Source organism: Devosia sp. 1566 (assembly GCF_004005995.1).
GTDB lineage: Bacteria > Pseudomonadota > Alphaproteobacteria > Rhizobiales > Devosiaceae > Devosia.
In genome coordinates this window covers 2,912,134-2,934,982 of sequence record NZ_CP034767.1, presented here as the reverse complement: position 1 = coordinate 2,934,982, position 22,849 = coordinate 2,912,134, and the positions used below count along the sequence as shown (strand labels likewise).

Genomic DNA, 22,849 nt, shown 5'->3' with positions numbered 1-22,849 from the left:
CCAGATGGAGATGGCAGGGATGACGCAGGCTTTCTTGGGGCTTGGGGGCAAGACGGTGCTGATTTCGGGCGCTGGCGGCGGCATTGGCCGGGTACTGGTGGAAAAATTCGCTGCGGCGGGCGCGCAGGTGGTTGGCGCCGATCGCGATCTGGGGATGCTGGAAGGCCTGCCGCTCTCCGCTCGCATCCTCTTTGACCAGACCGATTCCGCGGGCACGCGCCAGGCCGTCCAGGCGCACCTGGCGACCAATGGCGTGCCCGATGCGGTGATCGCCAATGCCGGCTACACCCGCGCCGAGCATTTCGGGCAGCTCGATGATGCGGTTTGGGCCAGCGAAATGGCCATCAACCTCAATGGCGCTTATGCACTGGTTGACCCCATCGCTGCTGGCATGGCCGAGCGGGGCGCGGGCAATGTGGTGTTGATTTCCTCGGTCAACGGGCTGCAGCATTTCGGCAATCCGGCCTATGCCGCGGCCAAGGCCGGGCTAATCGCCTATGGCAAGGCGATCGCAGTGGAACTGGGTGCGCGCGGTGTGCGCGCCAATGTGGTGGCGCCCGGCTCCGTGCGAACGGCTGCCTGGGACCATCGACTGGAGGCGAACCCGCATCTGCTCGACAAGGTGCTGCCGCATTACCCGATGGGGCGCATGGTGGTGCCCGAGGAAGTGGCCAATGCCGTGCTGTTCTTGGCTTCGGACGCCGCGTCAGGCATTACCGGCGTCACCATCCCCGTGGATGGGGGCCTGACTGCCGGCCACTACCGCTTCATCAAGGACGTGCTCAATACGCCATAAAGCCAGGGGCCGGTGCCCGCCCTGACTAGCTCTTTTGACGCAGGTTCAGCGCTTCCACCGCGGCATTGAGCGGCGGCTGCGTCCTATTTAAGCCCAGGTGTGTGCCGCATACACTTCTCCTGGACGCCCCGTCGGGGTAACTAATGGCCAGGTGGTGCGTCGGCGGCTTGGCGTATGCATGGGAATTTGAGTTGATCTTGGCGCTTTTGGAACGGTTCAGAACGGCCCTAGGTGCCATGCCTCGTCCGGCAAAGCGGGTCCTGCTGATCGGCTTTGACGCCGTGGTTCTGGCCGGCGCGGTTTGGGTGAGCTATTCGCTGCGCTACAGCGCCCCCTTTGTGCCCACGCCCGCGCAATGGCTGCTGATTGCGGCTGCGCCACTGGTAGCCATTCCCATCTTCATCCGGCACGGCCTTTATCGCGCCGTGATCCGCTACCTGCCCGAGCGGGCAATCTGGACCATGCTGCAGGCCATGACCCTCGCCGCGATGGCATGGGTGGCGGTGGTGTTCGTAACCGAAATGGCCGGCAATGGCATTGTGCCGCGATCGGTGCCGTTTTTTTACTGGATGATCGGGCTGCTGTTCATCGCGGGCAGCCGCTTTGCCGCCAAGCAGTTCATCTGGGCGCCGCGCGACGACCAGCTGAAATCGGGGCAAATCCTGATCTATGGCGCCGGGGAAGCCGGCTCGCAGTTGGCCATGGCATTGCGCTCGCAAGGGCGGCGCTTGATCGCCGGATTTCTGGACGATAGCCGCGCGCTGCAGGGACGTGACGTAGCGGGGCTGCGGGTTTATTCGCCGGACTATCTGCCCCAGCTGATCGCCAATTTCGGCATTCAGGAAGTGATCCTGTCCATGCCTTCGGTGACTTCGGCCCAGCGGCAGCGCATCGTGGCCGATCTGACGCGCCACCCCATCAAGATCCGCACGCTGCCCCATATCGCCGATCTGCTGGCGGGCAAATATCTGGTCAACCAGATCCGCGAGATCGACATCGATGAACTGCTGGGGCGCTCCTCGGTGCCGGCCGATGCAGAGCTTTTGGGGGAGATGATCCGCGGGCGCTCCATTCTTGTCACCGGGGCGGGCGGCTCGATCGGCTCGGAATTGTGCAGGCTGGTCGTGCGTTGGTCGCCACAGCGGCTGGTGCTGCTGGAGCAGAACGAATTTGCGCTTTACAACATCCACCGCGAACTGATCGAGCAGACCGATGCCGAGATCGTGCCGGTGCTGGCTTCCGTTACCGACGAAGCCGCGGTGCGCCGCGCGCTGAACTGCGCCCGGATCGATGTGCTGTTTCACGCTGCTGCCCACAAACATGTGCCGCTGGTGGAAGCCAATGCGCTCGAAGGCATGCGCAACAATGTGTTTGGCTCGCTTTGCATCACCCGCGCTGCCTTTGAGGCAGGGGTGGAGCAGTTCGTGCTGATTTCTTCCGACAAGGCGGTGCGGCCCACCAATGTGATGGGCGCCACCAAGCGCTGGGCCGAGCTGATCATGCGCCATTATGCGGGGCTGGCCGAAGCGGCCGGCACCGGGCAGCGCTTTTGTGCGGTGCGCTTTGGCAATGTGCTGGGCTCCAACGGCTCGGTGGTGCCGCTGTTTCGCGAGCAGATCGCCAAGGGCGGGCCGGTGACGCTGACCGATCCGGCGATGACGCGCTATTTCATGTCCATCCACGAGGCGGCCGAGCTGATCGTGCAGGCCGGGGCGCTTTCCGACGGCGGGGACGTGTTCTTGCTCGAAATGGGAGCGCCGGTCAAAATCTCGGATCTGGCGCGCAACATGATCCAACTTGCGGGTCAAACGGTGCGCGACGGCGACAATCCGGGGGGCAGCATCGAGATCGTGACGGTCGGCAGCCGGCCGGGCGAAAAGATGTTCGAAGAACTGTTCTACGACGCCAGCAGCGCCCATCCCACGCGGCACCCCAAGATATTGCGCGCCACGCTGCGCAACGGCGCCCATGAAGTGCCCGACGCCCTCGAAGCGCTGCAAGCCGCTATCAAGCGCGGCGACGAGGCCGCGGCGCGCACAGAGCTGTTTGGTCGGATTACGGAGACTGCGCCGATCCGGATGATCGCCTAGGCCACCCGGAGCGAAGTTTCTGCGGCGCTGCCGGCACCGGCTGCGGTGGCAACTACGATCAGGGGAGCATAAGCCAGCAGCGCCAGCGGCCATTGCCATGCGGGGAGCATAGCCGCCGCTGCCGCAAGGGGGGCGGTCCATAACGCGGTCAGAGCGGCAAACAGGAGCGTCACCGTTTGGTGGCCCCAGCGCCGGGCCAGTTGTTGGTAAGCGTGGCGGCGGTGTGCCTGCCACGGCTTTTCCCCGCGCGCCAGCCGGCGCAACAGGGTAACCGTCGCATCTGTTACCGTGGCTGCGGGCAGGATCAGCCAGCTGGCATAGGGCAGGGCTCCGTCGGCAATTGTGAGCAGGGCAATGGCGAACACGAGGAAGGCGAGGCCATAGGAGCCGGCATCGCCCATGAAAATGCGGGCCGGTGGCCAGTTGCGCTGCAAAAACCCGGCCGCCGCCGCCGCGATCGCGAGAGACAGCCAGAACACCGCGGATGGCGCCGTCGCACCGGCCGTCAGGCACCAGATACAAGCTGCGCCCAGCAGCACCAGAATGGCCTGGCTTGCAGCTATTCCGTCAATGCCATCGATGAAGTTGAAGAGATTGAGCCACCAGACGCCCACCAGAACAACCAGAATGGCCAGCAGAGCGCCGGCAAGGCTCCAATGGGGGCCGAGGGCCAGTGCGGGTAAGGGTGAAACAAGGACGTATAACAGGGCAAAGAGCGCGATCTGCAGCGGAAAGCGCAGGGCAGGCGAAAGATCCAACAGATCGTCGGCAAAACCCAGCGCCGCCGCCGCGGCAGCCAGAGCTGCTACAGGCACGAGCAGCGGGGTGCCGCCAAGGCCAAAGGTCAACCCGGCCATAACGGCCGCCACGGCTATGGCTATACCCCCGCCGCGTGGCGTCGGCAGGGCATGGGACGAGCGGACATTGGGCGCCTGGACAAGGCCCCAGCGGCTGGCATGGCGTTCCACCAGCCGGGTGCCAAGCCAGGCGCCAATGCCGGCGGCGAGAACGATGAGCGTAGCGAAGATGGGGTGCAAGAGCGGGTTTTCTGTTGCTGGAAAGCCGCCTCTTTAGCCCATCCGCCAAAGCGGCTCAAATCTGCTCTTGCTATAGCCTCGCACCCAAGGTTTGTCTTGCCCAACACTGCCTCGCCCGTTATCTGGGGCGCGATGAAAGTCGCGGCCCACGCAGTTTGCTGATCCGTGCCCAAGGTTTTTCATGGCGATCTCCACTTCCCCGGCCGGCACAGCTCCAGCGGCGCGAGGCTCCAAGCTGGTGCGGTTTGTGGCAGTTTCCGGAGTGGGCTGGCTGCTGGATACCGGCGTTTACACGGTGTTGGTGATGTTGGGCGCGCGTGTCTTCTGGGCGGGGCTCGTTGGGGGGCTCTGTGGCGCAAGCTTCTCGTTCCTTGTTTCCAGCCGCTATGTGTTCGCCCATGAAGGCGGAGGGCTCTCGAGAAAGCTCATTGTTTATCTGGTGTATTCGATCGGCATGATCCTGGCCGGTGCTGCTGCTGCTGAAGTCGTCACCAGTGCCTTGGTCGGGCTGGCAGGAGCCCAGAAGATGAATTATGCCCTGACTTTGCTAGCCTTTGCGGCAAAATGCGCTATTACACCTTTTCTGCTGGCCACGAATTTCTTTGTCGCCCGCTTTATTATGCAGCGGAGCTAGTCTTGTCGTCTGACAAAATCCTCGTGTTTGTTCCCGCCTACAACTGTGCCGCACAGATCGGACGCGTGCTGGGGCAGTTCAGTGCTCCCGAGACGCGCGCGCATTTTCACACCATTCTTATACTCGACAACCAAAGCCGCGACGGCACCGCTGCTGCGGCCATCAAAGCTAGGGACGCGCTAGGGCTGCACAACTGCATAGTGGGTCGCAATGTTGCCAATTATGGGCTCGGCGGGTCGCACAAGGCGGCTTTCACCTATGCCCGTGAGCATGGTTTCACCCATGTGGTGGTGCTGCATGGGGACGATCAGGGCAGTATAGCGGATCTTCTGCCGATATTGGCGCGCGGCGCGCATCGTTCGCATGATGCCTGCCTTGGCGCGCGCTTCATGGCGGGCTCCCAGCTTGCTGGCTATTCGAAGTTCCGGATTTTTGGCAACTACGTCTTCAACACGCTGTTCAGCATTGGCTCGGGCAGGGCGGTTTATGATCTGGGATCAGGTCTCAACATTTTTTCCCGCCCGTTCTTCGATGATGCCCGGATCGCAAGGTATTCCGATGATCTGCCGTTTAACGTATTTCTGCTGCTGGGCGCATTTGACGCCCGGCGCAAGCTGATGTTCTTTCCGATCAGCTGGCGGGAGGACGATCAGGTTTCCAACGTCAAGATGATGTCACAGGCGACTAAGACCCTTACGATCCTGTTCGACTACGTTTTTCGCCGCAAGGTGATGCGCAATACCGACCATCGCGCGACGCCCGTTGCAGAATACCGTTTCGAGATGCTGGATAACCAGTCGCAGGTGCTCAGTGCGCAGCGCTAAGGACGGGCTGTCGCTCGTGATGCCGATGGCGGGGCGGGGTTCGCGGTTTTCGCGGGCGGGGCAGTTGCAGCCCAAGCCGTTGATCGATCTTGATGGCATGCCATTTTTCTGGTGGGCCACCGAGAGCGTGCGCCGCGCCGCGCCGGTGGGCGAGATGGTGTTCGTTGTGCTCGAAGAGCATTGTCGTGATTTCGCCATCGATCAGCGGATCGCAGCTTTTTATCCTGACGCCAAGCTAGTGCGGCTCCCCGAGGTTACGGCGGGCGCCGCTGAAACTGCGATGGTGGGAATTGAAGAACTTGCAGGTACTGGACCCCTCGCCGTCAATGATTGCGATCACGCTTTCCTGTGCTCGGGCCTGCCTGACGCGGTAGCAGCTTTGAGCAGCAACGCTGCGGCCGGGTTAGTGTGCTTCCGCTCCGATAGTCCGGCCTATTCCTATGCGCGAATGGATGACGAAGGCTTTGTCGCCGACACGGTGGAAAAGCAGGTGGTTAGTCCCTTTGCGATCGCCGGGTGCTATTTGTTTGCGAGCCCGCAGACGGCAAGTGGCGCGATGGAAGCTTATCGCGCATCCTGCCCTTATGATGAGCTCTTTATCAGCGGCTTGATGAACACAATTCTGCAGAGCGGGGACAGCATCACCAAGACTGATCTTGATCTGCACCTCAGTTTTGGCACGCCCGAGGAACTCGAGGGGGTGGATATTGCGGTGCTGCGTCGCCACATGGCCTGGCGATCATTGTCTTGATGAGCGGGGTTGATGCGCTTTTGCTGGTTGCAGCCAGCGTTTTGCTGCTGTTGGGGCATTTTGCCCGCGCACTGCGCTGGGGACTGTTGTTTCCACGCGATCACGTCAAGCGTTTCAACCTGTTGGTTGGGTTGGGGCTCGGCTACGCCGTCAATGCACTTATTCCGTTTCGCCTCGGGGAATTGCTGCGAGCATATTATGTCAGCCTGCGCGAGCAGGTGCGGCTGGGCTATATCGGCGGCACCGTGCTGGCCGAGCGGGTCAGCGATTTGTTCGCAGTTGGCATCGTGGCTGCCGTGCTCGGGCTCGCCGGAATGCAGCCGAGCGTTCCGATCGTCACCGTCGCGTTCAGCATGCTGGCTTTTGGCGCGCTGGCGGTGGCCTTTGCGTTTCTGTTGCGGGCTTCGCGCGATGTGCGCCGCCTCGTCTGGTGGGTTGCCTCGGCCTTCAACGATCGGGTGCGCTTCGCCCTTGTGGATTTCGTGTGGAGCTTCAGCGAGTTGATTGCCGCCGGGACGCTGCTCAAGCCGCGCTTCCTGCTGGCAACCCTTGGCATGTGGATCCTTTATGGCGCCGCCTATCTCGTTTTTGGCGCGGTGGCCGGAGAAAACATTGGCAGTACGCTTTATGCGGTGTTTGGAACCCCGCTACGTTCGCTGGCCGATTATCTTTTGAACGGCAGCCTCGATCGGCGCGAACTGGCTATGTTCCTGTTTACCGTGCTGCCGCTGCTCGGCATTCTGGGCTACGGCATGGTGCGGCAGGGGTCGGTGATCCGCCGTCTGGTCCTGGCGCTACGCTTTTATGGTGGCACACCCGCCGACCGCTCGCCGCCGCAAAGCCGCAACCGGTTCAAGCGGGAAGCGGAATACGAATACTTCCTGGCATCGCTGTTCAGCGGTGATGATCACGTGGTCACCGGTTTTGGCTTGCGCGCCGTGGAAGACGGGCTGGTGCACAAGCTGTTCAATGGCGGCTCCGACGCCATCACCGCCCTGGTCGAAGTGGATGACCGTTTGCTGATCCGGAAGTTCGCGCTGGGAGTGCCTGGTCGTAAGCTCAAGGTGCAGGCCGACTGGCTCAAAGCGCACCGGCACGACCAGCTCTCATTGGTGGATGTGGTTGGTGAACGCGATGGGGAAAGCTTTTACCGCTACGACATGCCCTTGGTCGTGCCCACGGCAGATCTTTACGACGCCATTCACACCACCCCCCTCGCGAATAGCAAGGCCTTGCTCGAGCAAGTCACGGCTCGGGTTGCAGCCTTTCATGACCTCAACAGCGGGCCTGATGCTGATCCCAAGCTGATTGCCGCCTATCTTGAGCAGAAGGGAAGCGAGAACGCGCGCAAAATCCTGGATTTTGTCCGCACCATGCTCCCCGATGAGAAGTTTGAGATCAACGGCACACCCCACGATCTGGGGGAGTGGGAGTGCCTGCTCGATCCCGGATGGCTGGCCCAACAGGTTACCGACCGGCGCACCAGCACCATTCATGGTGATCTTACGATCGAGAACATAATTGTTTCGCCCGACCGCCCGGAAGGCTGGTTCATTATCGATCCTAATCCCGAAAACGTCTTTGACTCTCCGTTGATCGACTGGGCCAAGCTGATGCAGTCGCTGCACCTGGGCTATGAGACCCTCAATCGGGGCGTGCTGTGCACGGTGAACGGAGCCAGCATCAGCCTGGGTCAGACTAAGTCGCATGCTTATAGTGCGCTCCACAGCCATTACGAGGCCATCCTCGAGCGGGCGGGCGGGCCGGAGCGGCTGCGCGAAGTGTATTTCCATGAATTGATGCATTATCTGCGGTTGACCCCTTACAAGATCCGCCAGGACGCGGCTAAAGGGCTGACCTTTTTCGCCTGCACCTGCCTGCTGCTGCGTCGCTACCGTGAGATGGCGCTGTGACGCCAATCCGTGCCATTCTGGTGGATCTCGACGGCACGCTCGCCGATACCGCTGCGGCTAATCACGCCGCCTACGCCGCTGCGTTAGCCGAGCATGGCGTTGCAGTTGAACAGGAGCGCTTTCACGCACTCAGCTTTGGCCGTAACTGGCGCCAGTTTCTTCCGGTCATGCTGGAAGAAGCGGGCGTAGGCTCCGATCCGGCGGTGATCGCAGCGCGCAAGGCACAGCTTTATGCAGGTATGATGGACATGGTAGCCATCAACACCCCGCTCGTGCGGCTGTTACAACTCAATCGCGCACTCTGCCGCACGGCGTTGGTGACCACAGCCTCCGCCGCTAACGCTGGCGCAATTCTGGCTCATCATGGCCTCGTTGATCTGTTCGATACCATTGTCACGGGTAGCGACGTGCAGCGCCACAAGCCTGACCCGCAAGCCTATCAACTTGCCGCCGAACGCCTTGAAGTCCTGCCCGAGGACTGCCTGATCTTTGAGGATTCTGACATCGGCATGGCCAGCGCCAGCGCCTTCGGCGCGCAGGCTATTCGCGTGGTGCTGGCGTGACGGTTCGCCTCGAACATAGAAATACAGCAGGCAGCGGCACGGGCGAGCGCCTGTGGTTGGTATTGCCCCTGCTGTTTGCCGTGGGCGTGGTAATCGGAATTGTGCCGTTTCTTACCCGCCACGGTTTTTACTACAATGATGACATGCAGTTCCAGTTTATGCCGATATTCTACCATATTGGCAGACTGTTGCGTGCGGGCGAGTTCCCGTATCTGACGCTGCACAGCTGGTGGGGCAGCAATATCGCGGCGGAATTTCAGTTCGCCATCTACAATCCTGTTAGTTTAGCCCTGTACGCGATCCTGCCCTCCATTCAGGACTTCGAAGCGGCAGCGGCCTTCCAGGCTTGCTTCTATTATGGAGTGCTGACCTCGGGCACCTATGTGTTGGCCCGCAGCTTTGGGCTGGAAATGCGTTGGGCGTGGCTCGTGGCCATTACCATGGCTTGCAGCAACTTCCTGAGTTACTGGGCGGCTTCCAACTGGTTTCCGATTTTTTCCTCAAGCGCCTGGCTGGTTTGGTCCTGGGCTTTACTGCGAATGGCGCCGCGGTCGCGGCTGCATTTTCTTGGCGCTGTGCTCTTTAGCTATCTGACCATCAGCTCCGGCTTTCCCCATACGATCCTTATGCTCGGCTTCGTGTGCCTGCTCACAATCTATGAGCAATGGCGGGAAAGAGGGTGGCGCGTCGCGCTGGCGGCGCCCGCAGCGGTCTTGGCCGCGACCCTGCTGGCCGCTTTGCCGCTGCTGGGTGTGCTGGGGACTGGCGGTGCGGGAGACCGGCAGAACCATATCTATAATGCCGATTTCCTCACGCCCAATTTGCGCGACTTGCTGCAGATCAGTTCGGCATCGCATCTGGGTTTCATGAACATCTATGGCGGCTTTGGCCGGGTGCAGGTGCCAATCTTCTACCTGGCGTGGTTCATTGTGCCGATGATGGCCTTGCTTAACTGGCGGCGGATCGATTGGACCAGACCCGCGCTTGCCGCCCTGCTGGCATTTTCAGGCTTCATGCTGTTCGTGATGCAGGGTCCTGAGCAGTTGCTGATGATCCGCTACTTCCTGCGGTGGCTGCCTTATTTGCACTTGGCCATGCTCCTAGTCTTCTGCCTCATGGTGCAACAGGCCGGACTAGAGTTCACCCGGCGCCGGATTCTCATCAGCGTCCTTCTGCTTTTGTTGGTACTTGTGGGCTCACTGCAGGTCACGCCCAATCGTGCTCTGGTGCATCTGGCTTTCGCGGTAATATCGTGTGTGGGCCTTGGGCTGTTTCTGCTCACACGCCGGCGCCCCGGCAGGGCTGTCGCAGTGCTGGTGGGCGTGGGGCTTGCTTTGTTTGTGGGCACTCATCTGCTGATTACGCGACATGGAAATTTTGGCGAGCTCAACACGCCACGGCAAACCTCGACAGCTATGGCGGCGTTTTCAGCCCTACCGCCCGAGACCTATTCTCTTTCCTTGGGCGCGCAGGGGAATGAGGGGCGCGATCTACGGCTCGAGCGGTTCTCCAACGGGTACACTTTCCTTGAATCAGGCCTCGCCATGATCAATGGCTATAGCAGCATCGGGCACCGGGGCCTTGATCCCATCTTGTGCTTCAACTGGCGTGCGGAAACCTGTCCAGAAAGTGCCGTACGCGTCGTCCAATCTGAGCCCGAGACCGGTGCACCTTACCTCGATCTCTTCCGCGTGGATGAAATCACCGTAGCCAAGGACCAACATCTGGAGAAGCTGCGCCCCCTGTTGGGACGTGAATGGACCATGGTCCAGGACGGCCAGTTCGGGCAGCGCTTCGAGCGAAATTTGTCCACAATGCCCGGCACCTTGTCATGGCTGCCGGCTGGCGCCACGGCAGAGCAAGCTTCTCAGCCCCGTCTCGGGGGGGAACTACTCAACGTCCGCAACAGCACTGCCCAAAGCGCCCCCCTAGTTTTTGCCCGTCTGTGGTGGCCCGGCTATCGCGCCCGGTTCAACGGGGAGTTCATCCCCGTGCGTGCCCTGGACGGGATCTTCGTCGCCGTAGACCTGCCCCCAGGCGCTACCGGCACCCTTGAGCTGTTCTTCTGGCCACCGAGGCAGACCCTGGGGCTGATGGTCTCGGCTATGGGCGCATTGCTTGCCATGGGGGTGTCGTTGGCCCACCCGAGGCTGTTCGGACCAGGGCGGCGGACACGCCGCCTCCCATCTCCTCAGTAGGCTTACGTCTTTCATGACCCAGCGCATGCGCCTTCTCCCTGTTTCTTGCGCGGTGCTTTGGAAGGGCTTGATCACTTTTTCCTTGATCTTCGGAGCCTGCTTTCTTCTGGCTTTAGGGGGAGCCAAAAGCATTCCCTTGGTTCGCATGTTCCCGCTAGGGGCCGATCATCCCCAGATATGGCTCGGTTCGTTTTTCGACCGTTATCCAGGATCCGAACTGCAGGTTCATGACCGGATGTATGGAGAAGGGGCGGGGCCGCTCTTGCTTCGGCGGGGAAATCAGCCTCTTCTAGCGCTCGCGCACTTCACCAAGGCAGACGCCGATTATGCTGTCTACCAGGTCACGGCCGGAGACTTGGCTTGCATTGAACATAACTGCACGCCCGTGCGCTCAGGAAGCTATCTGGTTGCGCGATCGCGTGATGGGTTAACCAGCTGGACCACTCAGAACGCAGTGATGGTGGGGATGACTTCCCGGGCCCCGGGGGAAGTGGCGTTCCGGACCTCCGGCGATTTCGAGGTGATCGTTGTTGATGATCGCGTGACACGTCTCGACGTATTTTCCGCCAAGGCTGGGGAAGCCACGCGAGCATCATTCCAGCAGTTCGGCCAATGGTCGCGCATCCGCATCGCTTACGCTCTAGCCTTCTCTGTGGCGGCCGCGCTTCTGGGCACATGGCTGCTACTGAGCGGCAGATGGCGCAGCGTGGTGTGCCTGTTCACCCAACAAAAGTTGTTTGCCTTTGCCGCGACCTTGCTGTTTGGCGGCACCTATCTTCTGGTGTTTCCAGCCTTGATCATTTCGGACTTGATCATCTGGCGTGTCAGCGGGGATAGCTTCACGACCTGGTTCTCGGGCGCCTATGTTGTTTATCTCTATTTGTTCAACTTCATCGGCTATGATCTAATTCAGTTGCCCGCGGTGCTGCTGGTGTTTCTCACCGTGCTTTATCTGGGTCAGCAGCTAAAGACCGCTTATCCGCAACGAGGAAAGCTGGTCTCCACTCTGATGCTGGCCGGCATTGGCTTGAGCCCGCTGCTGTTTGTTCTTACTTACTCAGTTCAGCGCTACTTTCTCGCGGGCCTTCTCGCGATGGCTGGCCTGGCGATCCTTTTCAGTGGTCTAAGACCGGTGCTCCTTGAGCGCCGACTGGGGTTCGGCGCAGCGCTTGGTCTTAGCGTAATTGGCGTCGCGGCTCTGCTTCGCACCGAATACGTGCTTATTCTGGTAGTTGCCTTCATCCTGATTGCCTGCAGCCTTTGGCAAGGACGGCACTGGAGCGGACTTCGTTCACTTGGGGCCATCGTTATTGCCACTGGTATTGCCGCGTTTGGCCTGAACATGGCACTCCCGCTTGCTCATGGCGTCAACCTGCCGCGAGAGCGCAGCCTCTACCTGCTTTCGAGCTTGGTTGACGTTGCCCGGCCCTATGCCGGCTGCCGTGAACAGCCCGGGCGACTCCAGGGGGTGATTGCCAAGTTCGGGCCGGTCAATGAGCTTTGCGAGAAAGGCGCCGAGCAGTTCTTCTGGAGCCATGAAGGCCGACTTAGCGATGAGGCAGCGGCCAGCTTGGCCCGTGAGTTGCGATCGGGAGTCATCGCGGCGGTTCTTGCGGATCCCACCGCCACTCTGGTGCGGATCTTCAACAGGGGCAAAAGGCTCGGCAGCGATCAAATCTGGCAGATCTACGACAAATATGAAGTTCGCGAAAACCAGCCCAATATCGGCGCTGCCGTTCCAACTGCGGACAATTTCGGGCTGGTGCATGATCTTCCTCTATTAGAGAGGGCTCACCGCGCCATGATAGCCTTGTACAAGGCTCTGTCACATACCTCCGCTTTGATGATTGCTTCGCTGATGTTGATCGGGCTCTCGTTTGCGCTGGTACGACGAGCACCACTCGCCGCTGCGGTCAGCCTCTCGATTCTCGTGATCACCCTGGCGAATACCGCCCTGTCTCCCACGGTGAATTGGGCCTATATCCTGATCCTTCCGGTTTGGGGCACATTGCTTCCAGCCTGTCTGGCACTAGAGTTGGCTTTAGCAAGGGAGCAGAGCCGCCTGCGCACTTTGGTTCTCACCCCTCAGCCAGTCGGGGCTTAGCCCCGGCTCAGTGCCGACCAGAGCTGCCGAATGCCAGCACGTGATGGCCGAGACCCAGGCGGTCATAGGTAGGGGTGATGGATGTCCATCGTCATGCTGGCAAGTTCGTCAGCAATCTCGGACTCCCCCAATGCTGCAATTTCTTCGGCATCCAGGGCTATACGCGGAACACGTCCTCGAGCGAAAAAGCGTCGGTTAGCGGGTCGGGGTTACGCGAAGCGTCTATCACCGCGCCCACGCTAACCGTGGCGCAGCTCTCATGGGAAAGGCCCTGGCAGCTTTGAAGCACCAAGGCCTTCCTTCCACCGGCGCCCGCTAGGAGGCAACAACGCCGGCTTGCGTCTTAAATGGCTGCATCAGGTTTGCTCACAAGGCGCAGGTCAGTCACGAGATCGAGACGCCCGCACACACCATGGGCGGACGGTGAGATCTTGGTAAAGGCGGATATAATTCCGTTCGACATACGCCACCAAACCACCGCACCACGTAGCCGGTGTCCATGGTTGCCGATGAGTTCGGGCTAAGGCTGACTCGATCTGCCACACCAGCGTTCCTGGGCATTTAGCCGGGCTTGCCTTAGCAAGGTGTCTACTGCGTAAAGGGAAAATATCTTAGGCGGCCAATGGAGCCGCGCCATAACATCAGAGCAGAGCCCGTCCACCAACGGGGCCGGGCTCTTAGACGCATGCTGACGCGTCGCTGACCGCCCGCCGGATATTTTCCTGATCAATGGCGCACCCTTATAGTGCGGCTATCGAACTCTCGCGCTGCAGCGCGTTGCCCTGGTCACGGCCTAGATCGAGCTGGCTGTTCGTGGATGGCGGCTATACCGATCTCGATCGGGCCTTGATGTGACAAGGACTTAGCTGGAACAAGTGAGGCAGAGCCGAGTGGTCCGCCCCCTTTAATTGCTTTAATCGAGATAGCCCTGCGCCTGCAGATGGGCGACCACTTCTTCGGCGAGGTCGCTGGGGTCGCGTGTGCCGCCGGCGAGGACCAGTTCGGGGTTTTCGGGGGCTTCATAGGGGCTGTCGATGCCGGTGAAGTTCTTGATCAGGCCGGCGCGGGCGCGGCCGTAAAGGCCTTTGGGATCACGCTTTTCTGCCACTTCAAGCGGCGTGTCGACAAAGATCTCGATGAACTCGCCCGGCTCGAGCGCTTCGCGGGCCATGTTGCGCTCGGCGCGGAAGGGGGAGATGAAGGAGGCGAGGACGACGAGGCCGGCGTCGACCATGAGCTTGGCGGTTTCGGCGACGCGGCGGATGTTTTCCACCCGGTCGGCTTCGGTGAAGCCAAGATCGCGGTTGAGGCCGTGGCGGACATTGTCGCCGTCGAGGAGGTAAGTGTGCTTGCCCAGGGAGGCGAGGCGCTTTTCGACGAGGTTGGCGATGGTGGATTTGCCGGCGCCCGAGAGGCCGGTGAACCACAGTACCACTGGCTTTTGGCCCTTGGCGGAAGCGCGGAGTTCCTTTGATACGTCAAGGGCTTGCCAGTGGATATTGGTGGCGCGGCGCAAGCCGAATTCGATCATCCCCGCGCCGACCGTCAGGTTGGATAGCCGGTCGATGACGATGAAGCCGCCCATGGTTTTGTTGGTGGCGTAGGGCTCGAAGGGGATGGGTTCCTGGGTGGAGAGATTGACAAGGCCGACTTCGTTGAGCTCGAGGGTTTTGGCGGCTAACTTGCTGAAATAGTTGACGTCTATCTTGTGCTTGATCTCGGTGAAGCTGGCGCTGACCGTGCGGGTGCCGATTTTGATCCAGTAGGAGCGGCCGGGATTGAGTTGCTCGTCACTCATCCAGATGACGTGGGCGGCAAATTGATCAGAGATTTCAGGGGGTTGGGTGGCATCTGCCAGCACGTCGCCGCGGGAGATATCGACCTCGTCTTCAAGGGTCAGGGTGACGGCGGAGCCCGCAGAGGCACTGGGCAACTCGCCATTGGCAGTGACGATCGAGCGGATGCGGGAGGTGCGACCACTGCCACAAACCACAATCTCGCCATTTTGATGAACGGTACCTGAACAGATCGTGCCGGCAAAACCGCGGAAGTTGAGATTGGGCCGATTGACCCACTGCACCGGCATGCGGAAGGGCGCGTCTGCGGCGGCCGTACTCACCGGTACACTTTCCAGATGCTCCACCAGTGTAGGGCCGGTGTACCAGCCAAGATTGGCGCTGCGCGTCAGGACATTGTCGCCAAAGCGGGCGGAGAGCGGGATCGGGACAATGGAGGCGAAGTTGAGCCCGGCCGCGAAGCTCTGATATTCGGCGACGATGCGGTTGAAGACGTCCTGTGAGTAATCGACCAGATCGATCTTGTTGACGGCCAGGACGATGTTGCGGATGCCGAGCAGCGAGGCGATGAAGGAATGACGGCGGGTCTGGGTGAGAACGCCCTTGCGCGCATCGATGAGGATCACGGCCAGATCGGCGGTGGACGCGCCGGTCGCCATGTTGCGGGTATATTGCTCGTGGCCGGGGGTGTCGGCGACAATGAACTTGCGCTTGTCGGTGGCGAAGAACCGGTAGGCCACATCGATGGTGATGCCCTGTTCGCGCTCGGCTTCGAGCCCGTCGACGAGGAGGGCGAAGTCGATGTCCTCGCCCACGGTGCCGTGCTTGCGCGAGTCGCGCTCGAGAGTGGCGAGTTGGTCTTCCATCAGGAGCTTGGTATCAAAGAGCAGCCGCCCGATCAGGGTCGACTTGCCATCATCGACGCTGCCGCAGGTCAAAAAGCGCAGCAGGTCCTTTTCCTCGTGGCGCGTGAGGTATTGCGCGAAATCGCTGCCGGGGACTGCAAGCTCGTTCATCAGAAATAGCCCTCGCGCTTCTTTTTTTCCATCGAGCCGGATTCGTCATGATCGATCAGCCGGCCGGAGCGCTCCGAGGTGCGCGCGACCAGCATTTCCTCAACAATGTCGGGAAGAGTGGTGGCGTCGGATTCCATGGCGGCGGTCAGCGGGTAGCAGCCAAGGGTGCGAAAGCGGACGCGCTTGAGCTGGGGCTGTTCGCCAGCGTCGAGCGGCAGGCGCTCGTCATCGACCATGATCCACTGGCCGCCCCGCTCCACCACCGGGCGCTCGGCGGCGAAATAGAGCGGCACGATGGGGATGGCTTCCTTGAGGATGTATTGCCAGATGTCGAGCTCGGTCCAGTTCGAGAGCGGAAATACCCGGATCGATTCACCCGGCTTGATGCGGGCATTGAAGAGGTTCCACAGCTCGGGGCGCTGGTTCTTGGGATCCCAGCCGTGGTTTTCGGTACGAAAGGAAAAGATGCGCTCCTTGGCGCGGCTTTTCTCTTCGTCGCGGCGGGCGCCGCCAAAGGCCGCGTCAAATTTGTGCAGCGTCAGCGCCTGCTTGAGCGCGTCGGTCTTCATCACCCCGGTATATTGCGAGGAGCCGTGAGTGAACGGGGTGATCCCCTGGGCGAGGCCATCCTGATTGGTGTGGACGATAAGCTTCATGCCGGCGCGGGCGGCCGCTTCGTCGCGGAAGCGGATCATCTCGCGGAACTTCCAAGTCGTATCGACATGGAGCAGAGGAAATGGGGGCGGGGAAGGAAAGAAGGCCTTCTGCGCCAGATGCAGCATGACCGAGGAGTCCTTGCCGATCGAATACAGCATCACCGGGTTGGCGAACTCGGCCGCCACCTCGCGCATGATGTGGATGGACTCGTCTTCGAGCCGCTTGAGATGGGTCACTTTGGGGTCGGACACGTAAAAGCTCCGGGGCGGGTGGCGCCGATCACTGACCCAAAGGGGCAAGGGCCGATCGGGCAACAAGTTTGGGATCGCCAAAGGCGATGAAAGGGCAATTGGCGAAATCGACGTCATCGGCCTGATTGCGCTTGTTGTACAAAAAAGGGCTGCCATCGGGGCGGGTGACGATGCCGCCCGCGGCGCGCAGCACGGCGTCACCCGCTGCAGTGTCCCATTCCATGGTGCGCCCGAAGCGCGGATAGATGTCGGCTTCGCCGGCGGCCAGCATGCAGAATTTGAGCGAGGAGCCGCGGGTGACATAGGAGGCCACATCATGGCCGGCCAGCCATCGGTCGGTTTCGGGTGTCGCATGCGAGCGACTGGCCACGGCAATGGCGGGACCACTGGCCGGGCGCACCCGGATGGGGTGGCGCTCGGCGATGGTGAAATCAACCACCGTTCCGGCGATCGCCTCGGCATGGGCGCCGCCGTAAATGAGCCCGAGGGCGGGTGCGAACACCACGCCCAGGACCGGGATGCCCCGTTCGATCAGGGCGATATTGACGGTGAACTCGCCATTGCGGGCGATGAACTCCCTGGTGCCATCCAGCGGATCGACCAGAAAGAACGTCTCGCCCGTGGGTGGAATGCGACCGGCAGAGGCTTCTTCCTCCGCGACCACGGGGATGGAAGGCGCCAGACGCTTGAGCCCGGCGAGGATCACGGCTTCGGCGCGCTTGTCGGCTTCGGTGACGGGCGTGCCATCGGGCTTGCCGGCAACCGCAATCGGGCCGTCGCCATAAACGGCCATGATCTCGCGCCCGGCGGCGAGGGCAAGATCGAGCAGGGCATCAAGGCTAGGTTCAGTCATGGCGCAATCGTTGATCCCTCAAGGGGGCAGGAGTGGGGCGGCAGCTGGTGGTCGCAAGGCAGGTTCGTGACCGCATCAAGACCTGCCCCGCGGGGCTGTCAAGTTGACGGAGCAGCGCCGAGCCCTGGTTTGCCACTCCGGCGCGGCATGGAATTTCGGCGACCGGGCGAGCGGCGCACTGGGCCTGAACAACGGGTGCGCGGCCGAGGCCGGTTGTGCCTCTCCCCGGCGCCAGCTGTAGAAACTTGTCCCCATTTGGTGCGGAGCGCGGATTGGGGTCGCGGTGGCGCCGCGCTGCAACAATGGCGGGATGAGCAGGAATGGTTCAGGCATGAAGGAGCCGCTCAACGGTGTGCTGGGTGGATTGCTGCCAGGGGGGCATGACAACGCCGTGCGTCGCGCGCAGCTTGCTGCAATCGAGACGTGAATTAGCGGGACGGGGCGCCGGGGTCGGATAGGCGCTGGTAGGGATGGGGTGGATGGTGGCGGCGGGGCCGCCCAGGCCTTCCGAGATGGCCATGATTTCAGTCGCGAAATCGGCCCAGCTGGCATCGCCCGTGCCGGCGCAATGAAAGATCCCGCGCAGCGCCTCATCAGGGCTGGCGACGAGATTGCCCGCGACCCGGAGAATGGCATCAGCCAGATCGAGCGCGGCGGTGGGGTTGCCCAACTGGTCGGCGACAACATTGATTTCGGGGCGCTCGGCGGCGAGCCGGAGCATGGTCTTGAGGAAATTGGCGCCAAAAGGGGAATAAACCCAAGCGGTGCGCAAGATGGCGTGGTTGGGGGTGGCGGCGGCCACGGCGTGTTCGCCGGCCAGCTTGGAAGCGCCATAAATGCCGAGCGGCGCGGTAAGGTCGGTTTCCCGACAGGGCCGGGGTGCGGCGCCGTTGAAGACGTAGTCGGTGGAGATATGGATCACCGGCAGGTTCAGCTGCGCAGCGGCTCCGGCAACAGCACCTGGCCCGATGGCATTAACGGCAAAGGCCAGCTCGCGCTCGCTTTGCGCCTTGTCAACCGCGGTATAGGCCGCGGCCGAGATGATGGCATCGGGTTTTGCCGCGGCGATCGCGGGCGCGATGGTGGTGGGGTCGGCGAGGTCGAGCTGAGGACGCCCGACGGGGATAATCTCGACCCCGGCGGCGGCGCCGCGCTCGAGCAGGGCCGTGACCAGCTGGCCTTTGCTGCCGGTAACAAGCAGGCGCATGGCTCAGGCCTTGCCGCCGGCGATGACGCCAAGGCGTTGGCCGGCATAGCGGTTTTCAAGGGGCTGCCACCACCAGCTGTTGTCGAGATACCAGCGCACGGTTTTTTCGATCCCGGTGTCGAAGGTTTCCTCTGCCCGCCAACCCAGTTCGGTTTCGAGTTTGGTGGCATCAATGGCATAGCGCTGGTCGTGGCCGGGACGATCCTCGACGAACTGGATCAACTCGCCATGGGGTGCGGTTTCGGGGCGCAGCGTGTCGAGCACCACGCAGATGCGGGTGACGACATCGATATTGCGCCGCTCATTGCGCCCGCCGACATTATAGGTCTGGCCGGGGCGGCCATGCTCGGCGATGAGGTCGAGGGCGCGGGCATGGTCCTCCACATAAAGCCAATCGCGCACATTCTCGCCCTTGCCATAGACCGGGAGGGGTTCGCCGCGCAGCGCCTTGAGGATGGTCAAGGGAATGAGTTTTTCGGGGAAGTGGAACGGGCCGTAATTGTTGGAGCAGTTGGAAACGACGACCGGCAGGCCATAGGTGCGATGCCAGGCGTGGGCGAGGTGATCGGAAGCGGCTTTTGACGCGGAATAGGGGGAGGAGGGATCATAGGGCGTGGTTTCGCTGAACAGGCCCTCAGGCCCGAGCGAGCCATAAACCTCGTCGGTCGAGACATGGAGGAAGCGGAATTTTTCTCTGTCGTCGCCCTCGAGCCCCGACCAGTATGCCCGCGCCGCCTCGAGCAGCGCAAAGGTGCCCATGACATTGGTGTGCATGAAATCGGCGGCCCCGGTGATGGAGCGGTCGACATGGGTTTCGGCGGCCAGGTGCATGACGCGGTTGGGCGCAAAGCTCGTGAAGGCGTCAGCCATGGCGGCGTGGTCGGCAATATCGGCGCGCAACAGGCGATAGCCGGGGTGGTCCTCGACGGCGCGGAGGGAGCTCAGATTGCCGGCATAGGTGAGCTTGTCGACATTGAGCACCTCATATCCGCGATCGAGCACCAGATGGCGCACCACGGCCGAGCCGATAAAGCCCGCTCCTCCCGTTACCAGAACCCGCATGGTCTTGCCTCCTTCGCGCCCGCGGCGCCCTAGAACGGATTGCCGATTTGCGTCAGGGTCGGTTGCGCCCGATCCTTGGCCGACAGCACCGCCGCCTCGGGCGCGACGGGCCAGGCGATGCCCAGCGCCGCATCGTTCCACAACAAGCCCTTGTCATGCTCGCGCGAATAGGGCGCGCTGACCTTGTAGAGGATTTCGGTGTTCGGCTCGAGCGTGGCAAAGCCATGGGCAAAGCCGATTGGCACAAGGATCTGGTTGCCCTCGGCAGCGGTAAGAACAGCGCTCACATGCTGGCCAAATGTCGGGGAGTTCTGCCGCAGATCCACCGCCACATCGAAGATGGCGCCGCGCAGCACCCGGACGAGCTTGGCCTGGGCAAAGGGGGCGGTCTGGAAATGCAGGCCCCGCACCGTGCCCTGGGGGACTGAGAGGGACTGGTTGTCCTGCACAAACGGAATGTCGATGCCGTGGGCGAGGAGCGCAGCGCTGTTATAAACTTCCGAGAAAAAGCCGCGCTCATCGGCATGGCGAACGGGCGTGATGATCTTGACGTCTGGGATGGCGAGGCTCTGGATCTGCATGGGATGCGGCCTCAGCTGTCTTCGGCCAGGATCTTGAACAGGTAGCGCCCATAATCGCTCTTCCCCAGCGCTTGGGCGCGGCGTTCAAGGCCGCAGCGATCGATATAGCCCATGCGAAAGGCCACTTCCTCGGGGCAGGAAATCTTGACCCCTTGGCGCTTTTCCAGCGTGCCCACGAATTGGGAGGCATCGAGGAGGCTATCGGGGGTGCCGGTATCGAGCCAGGCATAGCCGCGCCCCATCAGCTCGACCGCGAGCTGGCCGCGCTCGAGATAGGCTCGGTTGACATCGGTGATCTCGAGCTCGCCCCGGGGCGAGGGCGAAAGATTGGCGGCAATGTCGACCACCTGGCTGTCGTAGAAATAAAGCCCGGTAACGGCCCAGTTGGATTTGGGCGCGCGCGGCTTTTCCTCGATGGAAAGGGCCTGCTTGGCGCCATCGAATTCCACCACGCCGTAACGCTCGGGATCGGCCACATGATAGGCAAACACCGTGGCGCCAGCGGGCCGCGACACGGCGGAGCGCAGCAATTCGGGCAGACCGTGGCCGTAGAACACGTTGTCGCCCAGCACGAGGGCGGAGGGGCCACCGGCGAGGAACTGCGCACCGATCACAAAGGCTTCGGCGAGACCATTGGGCTGCGGCTGGACGGCGTAATGGAGTGAGAGGCCCCATTGCGCACCATCGCCGAGGAGGCGCTGGAAGCTGGCCTGGTCATCGGGGGTGGTGATGAGGAGGATCTCGCGAATGCCCGCCAGCATCAGGGTGGCCAGCGGGTAGTAGATCATCGGCTTGTCGTAGACGGGCATCAGCTGCTTGGAAACGGCCTGGGTCACCGGATAAAGCCGGGTACCGCTGCCGCCAGCCAGAATAATGCCCTTCATCGCCTTCTCCTCGGCGGTCCCCGCCTTCCACAAAGCTGATACGGCGCAGGGGTTGGATGGTCAAGGCAAGCAGACCGGCTACGAGGATGCCCTCACTGGTCGGTCCGATGGAACGACCCTTTTGGAGTATGGGTATCGTCCATTTGGAGGGTGTTTTGTTTAGGCACTGCTGCTGCGATGCGGCCAGTGACGGCGCCTAGCTAACACGTGGTGGCGTGAGGATCCGTGTTCATAAGGGCAACGTCAACCGCCGGGCTGAAAATGCACTGTGCGCTCCGCGCCAGCCCGGGCATCCGCTGTCATTCGACCAAACCACAGCACCAGTTCGGCAACAAGATTAGTGGTGGATACACTTTGTTCAGCTTGCACTGCTGCAAAGTTCCTGAGCAGTGTGTCCCGGGTGATCGACCATTCGGCGCGATACTCTGGCATAGCCATTGCGCGCTGCAACAGGTCGCGGATGGCGGACCGATAGCCGAGCTTCTTGCGCATGCCGGTTTGCAGCGCCAGTACCACCGCGATGGCCAGGTGCTCAAGGCCGCCGTCATCCTGCAGGATCTTCGCGAGCGCGCGTGCCTTGATGCGCACATCATCGACTACGAACTTGGCGCGCAGGCGCGAGGTCATCTGGTCTGGGTGGATGCGGTACTTGATACCTGCCCAATCCAGGTTTTCACCCAGCTTGCCGTTTTCGAACAGGCGCACCCACAACTCGTAGTCATCCGAGGTCATCATGCCCGGATCGTAAAACAGGCTCGAGCCGCAGCGCGCCCGGTGGAACACCACCGACGGGTTATAGAAAGGGCACATGATCGGCAGGGCGGCGATGCAGCTCTGCTTGCTTGTCGGAACCTTGCCATCGCGGCCCCAGCCGTCGGCCTCGCCGAACAGCTGCGCCTGGGTGCCGCAAAAGGCAAGGTCCGGGCGCGCCTCCAAAAAGGCGATCTGCCGCGCCAGCCGCCCCGGCAGGCTGATGTCGTCGGCGTCCATGCGGGCGACATAGCGGCCTTTCGCCTGCCGCAGCGCGACATTTCCCGCCGTGGCCACGCCGTGGTTGAAGGGCAGGGTGATGAGTTCTACCCCGGCTGCCTCAGGCGATCGGGCCAGAACATCCCTCAGCGGCGTGGTCGAACCGTCATCCACAACAACAATCTGCAAATCGTCGGAGCCGATGCCACCTTCGCGGACCGAAACAAGAGCCTCGATGATGGTGTCCTGCGCGTCGAAGGCCGGCATAATAACGGAAACGAGGGGCTGATTGCTTGGTGGCGCGACATGCATCAGTTGGCTCCAGCAGTAGCGAGTTTTTACTTAGGATCGTCGGAGGGATTAGAGCCACACGCCACTTAGCCGCTCCGTGACAGGTGTTATCATGGGCGGAACGCAGCTTTCGCCCTGAGCTTTCATTTGGCGCTGTCTTACACGCTTTGCTCCTGCCAAGAACCGCCAAAGCGAATGTTGCAGTTTTGTCGCGCTCCTCGGCACGTTATTAAAAATTCAAGCAAACTCGTTCTTCTCACGTTTCATTAATCTGTGTCTCGCGATACATAGTTTGGATTAGTTCTGCGGGCGGCCCGGGTCGGCTCGCCAATTTCTTTGGGGAATAGGTATGCCATCCAGCTTCACAATCAG

Annotated in this window: 18 protein-coding genes; 9 read left to right on the top strand and 9 right to left on the bottom strand. The window is 61.6% G+C overall.

What is annotated here, in order from left to right:
* Positions 1-19: 19 nt before the first annotated feature.
* Together ELX51_RS14095 and ELX51_RS14090 are read left to right on the top strand one after the other, a co-directional pair.
* The gene (locus tag ELX51_RS14095; RefSeq protein WP_127754123.1) at positions 20-796 is read left to right on the top strand and encodes an SDR family oxidoreductase; all 777 of its coding nucleotides are present in this window, start codon (positions 20-22) and stop codon (positions 794-796) included.
* Positions 797-1,032: 236 nt separating this feature from the next.
* On the top strand, positions 1,033-2,886 hold the full coding sequence (locus tag ELX51_RS14090) for a nucleoside-diphosphate sugar epimerase/dehydratase (protein ID WP_127754122.1): 1,854 nt from the start codon (positions 1,033-1,035) through the stop codon (positions 2,884-2,886).
* On the opposite strand, the gene ELX51_RS14085 is transcribed toward ELX51_RS14090, so the two are convergent.
* Positions 2,883-3,923 carry a glycosyl transferase family 4 gene (locus ELX51_RS14085; protein ID WP_127754121.1) on the bottom strand — a complete coding sequence of 347 codons (1,041 nt, stop codon included), beginning with the start codon at positions 3,921-3,923 and terminating at the stop codon, positions 2,883-2,885. The genes ELX51_RS14090 and ELX51_RS14085 overlap by 4 nt on opposite strands.
* Before the next feature lie 181 nt (positions 3,924-4,104).
* Between ELX51_RS14085 and ELX51_RS14080 the strand changes: the two genes are divergently transcribed.
* Genes ELX51_RS14080 through ELX51_RS14050 form a run of 7 tightly spaced genes read left to right on the top strand, consistent with a single transcriptional unit; the run spans position 4,105 to position 12,910 of the window.
* Positions 4,105-4,557 carry a GtrA family protein gene (locus ELX51_RS14080; RefSeq protein WP_127754120.1) on the top strand — a complete coding sequence of 151 codons (453 nt, stop codon included), beginning with the start codon at positions 4,105-4,107 and terminating at the stop codon, positions 4,555-4,557.
* Complete coding sequence (locus tag ELX51_RS14075; protein WP_127754119.1) at positions 4,488-5,381, top strand: glycosyltransferase family 2 protein; 894 nt, start codon at positions 4,488-4,490, stop codon at positions 5,379-5,381. Before ELX51_RS14080 ends, ELX51_RS14075 begins: the two co-directional genes overlap by 70 nt.
* Positions 5,368-6,132: an NTP transferase domain-containing protein gene (locus ELX51_RS14070; RefSeq protein ID WP_127754118.1), complete on the top strand. Its 765-nt coding sequence runs from the start codon at positions 5,368-5,370 to the stop codon at positions 6,130-6,132. Before ELX51_RS14075 ends, ELX51_RS14070 begins: the two co-directional genes overlap by 14 nt.
* On the top strand, positions 6,132-8,045 hold the full coding sequence (locus ELX51_RS14065; protein ID WP_127754117.1) for a lysylphosphatidylglycerol synthase transmembrane domain-containing protein: 1,914 nt from the start codon (positions 6,132-6,134) through the stop codon (positions 8,043-8,045). The genes ELX51_RS14070 and ELX51_RS14065 overlap by 1 nt, the downstream gene beginning before the upstream one ends.
* Positions 8,042-8,608, top strand: coding sequence for an HAD family phosphatase (locus ELX51_RS14060; protein WP_127754116.1), 567 nt, complete (start codon positions 8,042-8,044; stop codon positions 8,606-8,608). Before ELX51_RS14065 ends, ELX51_RS14060 begins: the two co-directional genes overlap by 4 nt.
* Positions 8,605-10,806 (top strand): hypothetical protein, encoded by a 2,202-nt coding sequence (locus tag ELX51_RS14055; RefSeq protein WP_127754115.1) that lies wholly within the window; start codon positions 8,605-8,607, stop codon positions 10,804-10,806. Before ELX51_RS14060 ends, ELX51_RS14055 begins: the two co-directional genes overlap by 4 nt.
* 13 nt (positions 10,807-10,819) lie before the next feature.
* Positions 10,820-12,910, top strand: coding sequence for a hypothetical protein (locus ELX51_RS14050; RefSeq protein WP_127754114.1), 2,091 nt, complete (start codon positions 10,820-10,822; stop codon positions 12,908-12,910).
* A 913-nt stretch (positions 12,911-13,823) separates the two neighbouring features.
* On the opposite strand, the gene cysN is transcribed toward ELX51_RS14050, so the two are convergent.
* From cysN to ELX51_RS14010, 8 genes are all read right to left on the bottom strand, one after another.
* The gene (cysN, locus tag ELX51_RS14045; protein WP_127754113.1) at positions 13,824-15,722 is read right to left on the bottom strand and encodes a sulfate adenylyltransferase subunit CysN; all 1,899 of its coding nucleotides are present in this window, start codon (positions 15,720-15,722) and stop codon (positions 13,824-13,826) included.
* On the bottom strand, positions 15,722-16,630 hold the full coding sequence (gene cysD, locus ELX51_RS14040) for a sulfate adenylyltransferase subunit CysD (protein WP_282567557.1): 909 nt from the start codon (positions 16,628-16,630) through the stop codon (positions 15,722-15,724). The genes cysN and cysD overlap by 1 nt, the downstream gene beginning before the upstream one ends.
* A gap of 28 nt (positions 16,631-16,658) precedes the next feature.
* Entirely contained in the window at positions 16,659-17,483 is an 825-nt protein-coding gene (gene cysQ / locus ELX51_RS14035) for a 3'(2'),5'-bisphosphate nucleotidase CysQ (RefSeq protein ID WP_127754112.1), read from the bottom strand.
* A gap of 325 nt (positions 17,484-17,808) precedes the next feature.
* Entirely contained in the window at positions 17,809-18,690 is an 882-nt protein-coding gene (gene rfbD / locus ELX51_RS14030; protein WP_127754111.1) for a dTDP-4-dehydrorhamnose reductase, read from the bottom strand.
* A 3-nt stretch (positions 18,691-18,693) separates the two neighbouring features.
* The gene (gene rfbB, locus ELX51_RS14025; RefSeq protein WP_127754110.1) at positions 18,694-19,752 is read right to left on the bottom strand and encodes a dTDP-glucose 4,6-dehydratase; all 1,059 of its coding nucleotides are present in this window, start codon (positions 19,750-19,752) and stop codon (positions 18,694-18,696) included.
* Positions 19,753-19,781: 29 nt separating this feature from the next.
* Complete coding sequence (rfbC, locus tag ELX51_RS14020) at positions 19,782-20,333, bottom strand: dTDP-4-dehydrorhamnose 3,5-epimerase (RefSeq protein ID WP_127754109.1); 552 nt, start codon at positions 20,331-20,333, stop codon at positions 19,782-19,784.
* Between the two features lie 11 nt (positions 20,334-20,344).
* Positions 20,345-21,217 (bottom strand): glucose-1-phosphate thymidylyltransferase RfbA, encoded by an 873-nt coding sequence (rfbA, locus tag ELX51_RS14015; protein WP_127754108.1) that lies wholly within the window; start codon positions 21,215-21,217, stop codon positions 20,345-20,347.
* A gap of 243 nt (positions 21,218-21,460) precedes the next feature.
* The gene (locus ELX51_RS14010) at positions 21,461-22,498 is read right to left on the bottom strand and encodes a glycosyltransferase (RefSeq protein WP_127754107.1); all 1,038 of its coding nucleotides are present in this window, start codon (positions 22,496-22,498) and stop codon (positions 21,461-21,463) included.
* Positions 22,499-22,849: the final 351 nt, after the last annotated feature.

Coding starts and splice junctions, on each gene's coding strand:
- ELX51_RS14095 (WP_127754123.1), top strand. CDS start 20: ATGACGCAGGCTTTCTTGGGGCTTGGGGGCAAGACGGTGCTGATTTCG.
- ELX51_RS14090 (WP_127754122.1), top strand. CDS start 1,033: ATGCCTCGTCCGGCAAAGCGGGTCCTGCTGATCGGCTTTGACGCCGTG.
- ELX51_RS14080 (WP_127754120.1), top strand. CDS start 4,105: ATGGCGATCTCCACTTCCCCGGCCGGCACAGCTCCAGCGGCGCGAGGC.
- ELX51_RS14075 (WP_127754119.1), top strand. CDS start 4,488: ATGCGCTATTACACCTTTTCTGCTGGCCACGAATTTCTTTGTCGCCCG.
- ELX51_RS14065 (WP_127754117.1), top strand. CDS start 6,132: ATGAGCGGGGTTGATGCGCTTTTGCTGGTTGCAGCCAGCGTTTTGCTG.
- ELX51_RS14050 (WP_127754114.1), top strand. CDS start 10,820: ATGACCCAGCGCATGCGCCTTCTCCCTGTTTCTTGCGCGGTGCTTTGG.
- cysN (WP_127754113.1), bottom strand. CDS start 15,722: ATGAACGAGCTTGCAGTCCCCGGCAGCGATTTCGCGCAATACCTCACG.
- cysQ (WP_127754112.1), bottom strand. CDS start 17,483: ATGACTGAACCTAGCCTTGATGCCCTGCTCGATCTTGCCCTCGCCGCC.
- rfbD (WP_127754111.1), bottom strand. CDS start 18,690: ATGCGCCTGCTTGTTACCGGCAGCAAAGGCCAGCTGGTCACGGCCCTG.
- rfbB (WP_127754110.1), bottom strand. CDS start 19,752: ATGCGGGTTCTGGTAACGGGAGGAGCGGGCTTTATCGGCTCGGCCGTG.
- rfbC (WP_127754109.1), bottom strand. CDS start 20,333: ATGCAGATCCAGAGCCTCGCCATCCCAGACGTCAAGATCATCACGCCC.
- rfbA (WP_127754108.1), bottom strand. CDS start 21,217: ATGAAGGGCATTATTCTGGCTGGCGGCAGCGGTACCCGGCTTTATCCG.
- ELX51_RS14010 (WP_127754107.1), bottom strand. CDS start 22,498: ATGCATGTCGCGCCACCAAGCAATCAGCCCCTCGTTTCCGTTATTATG.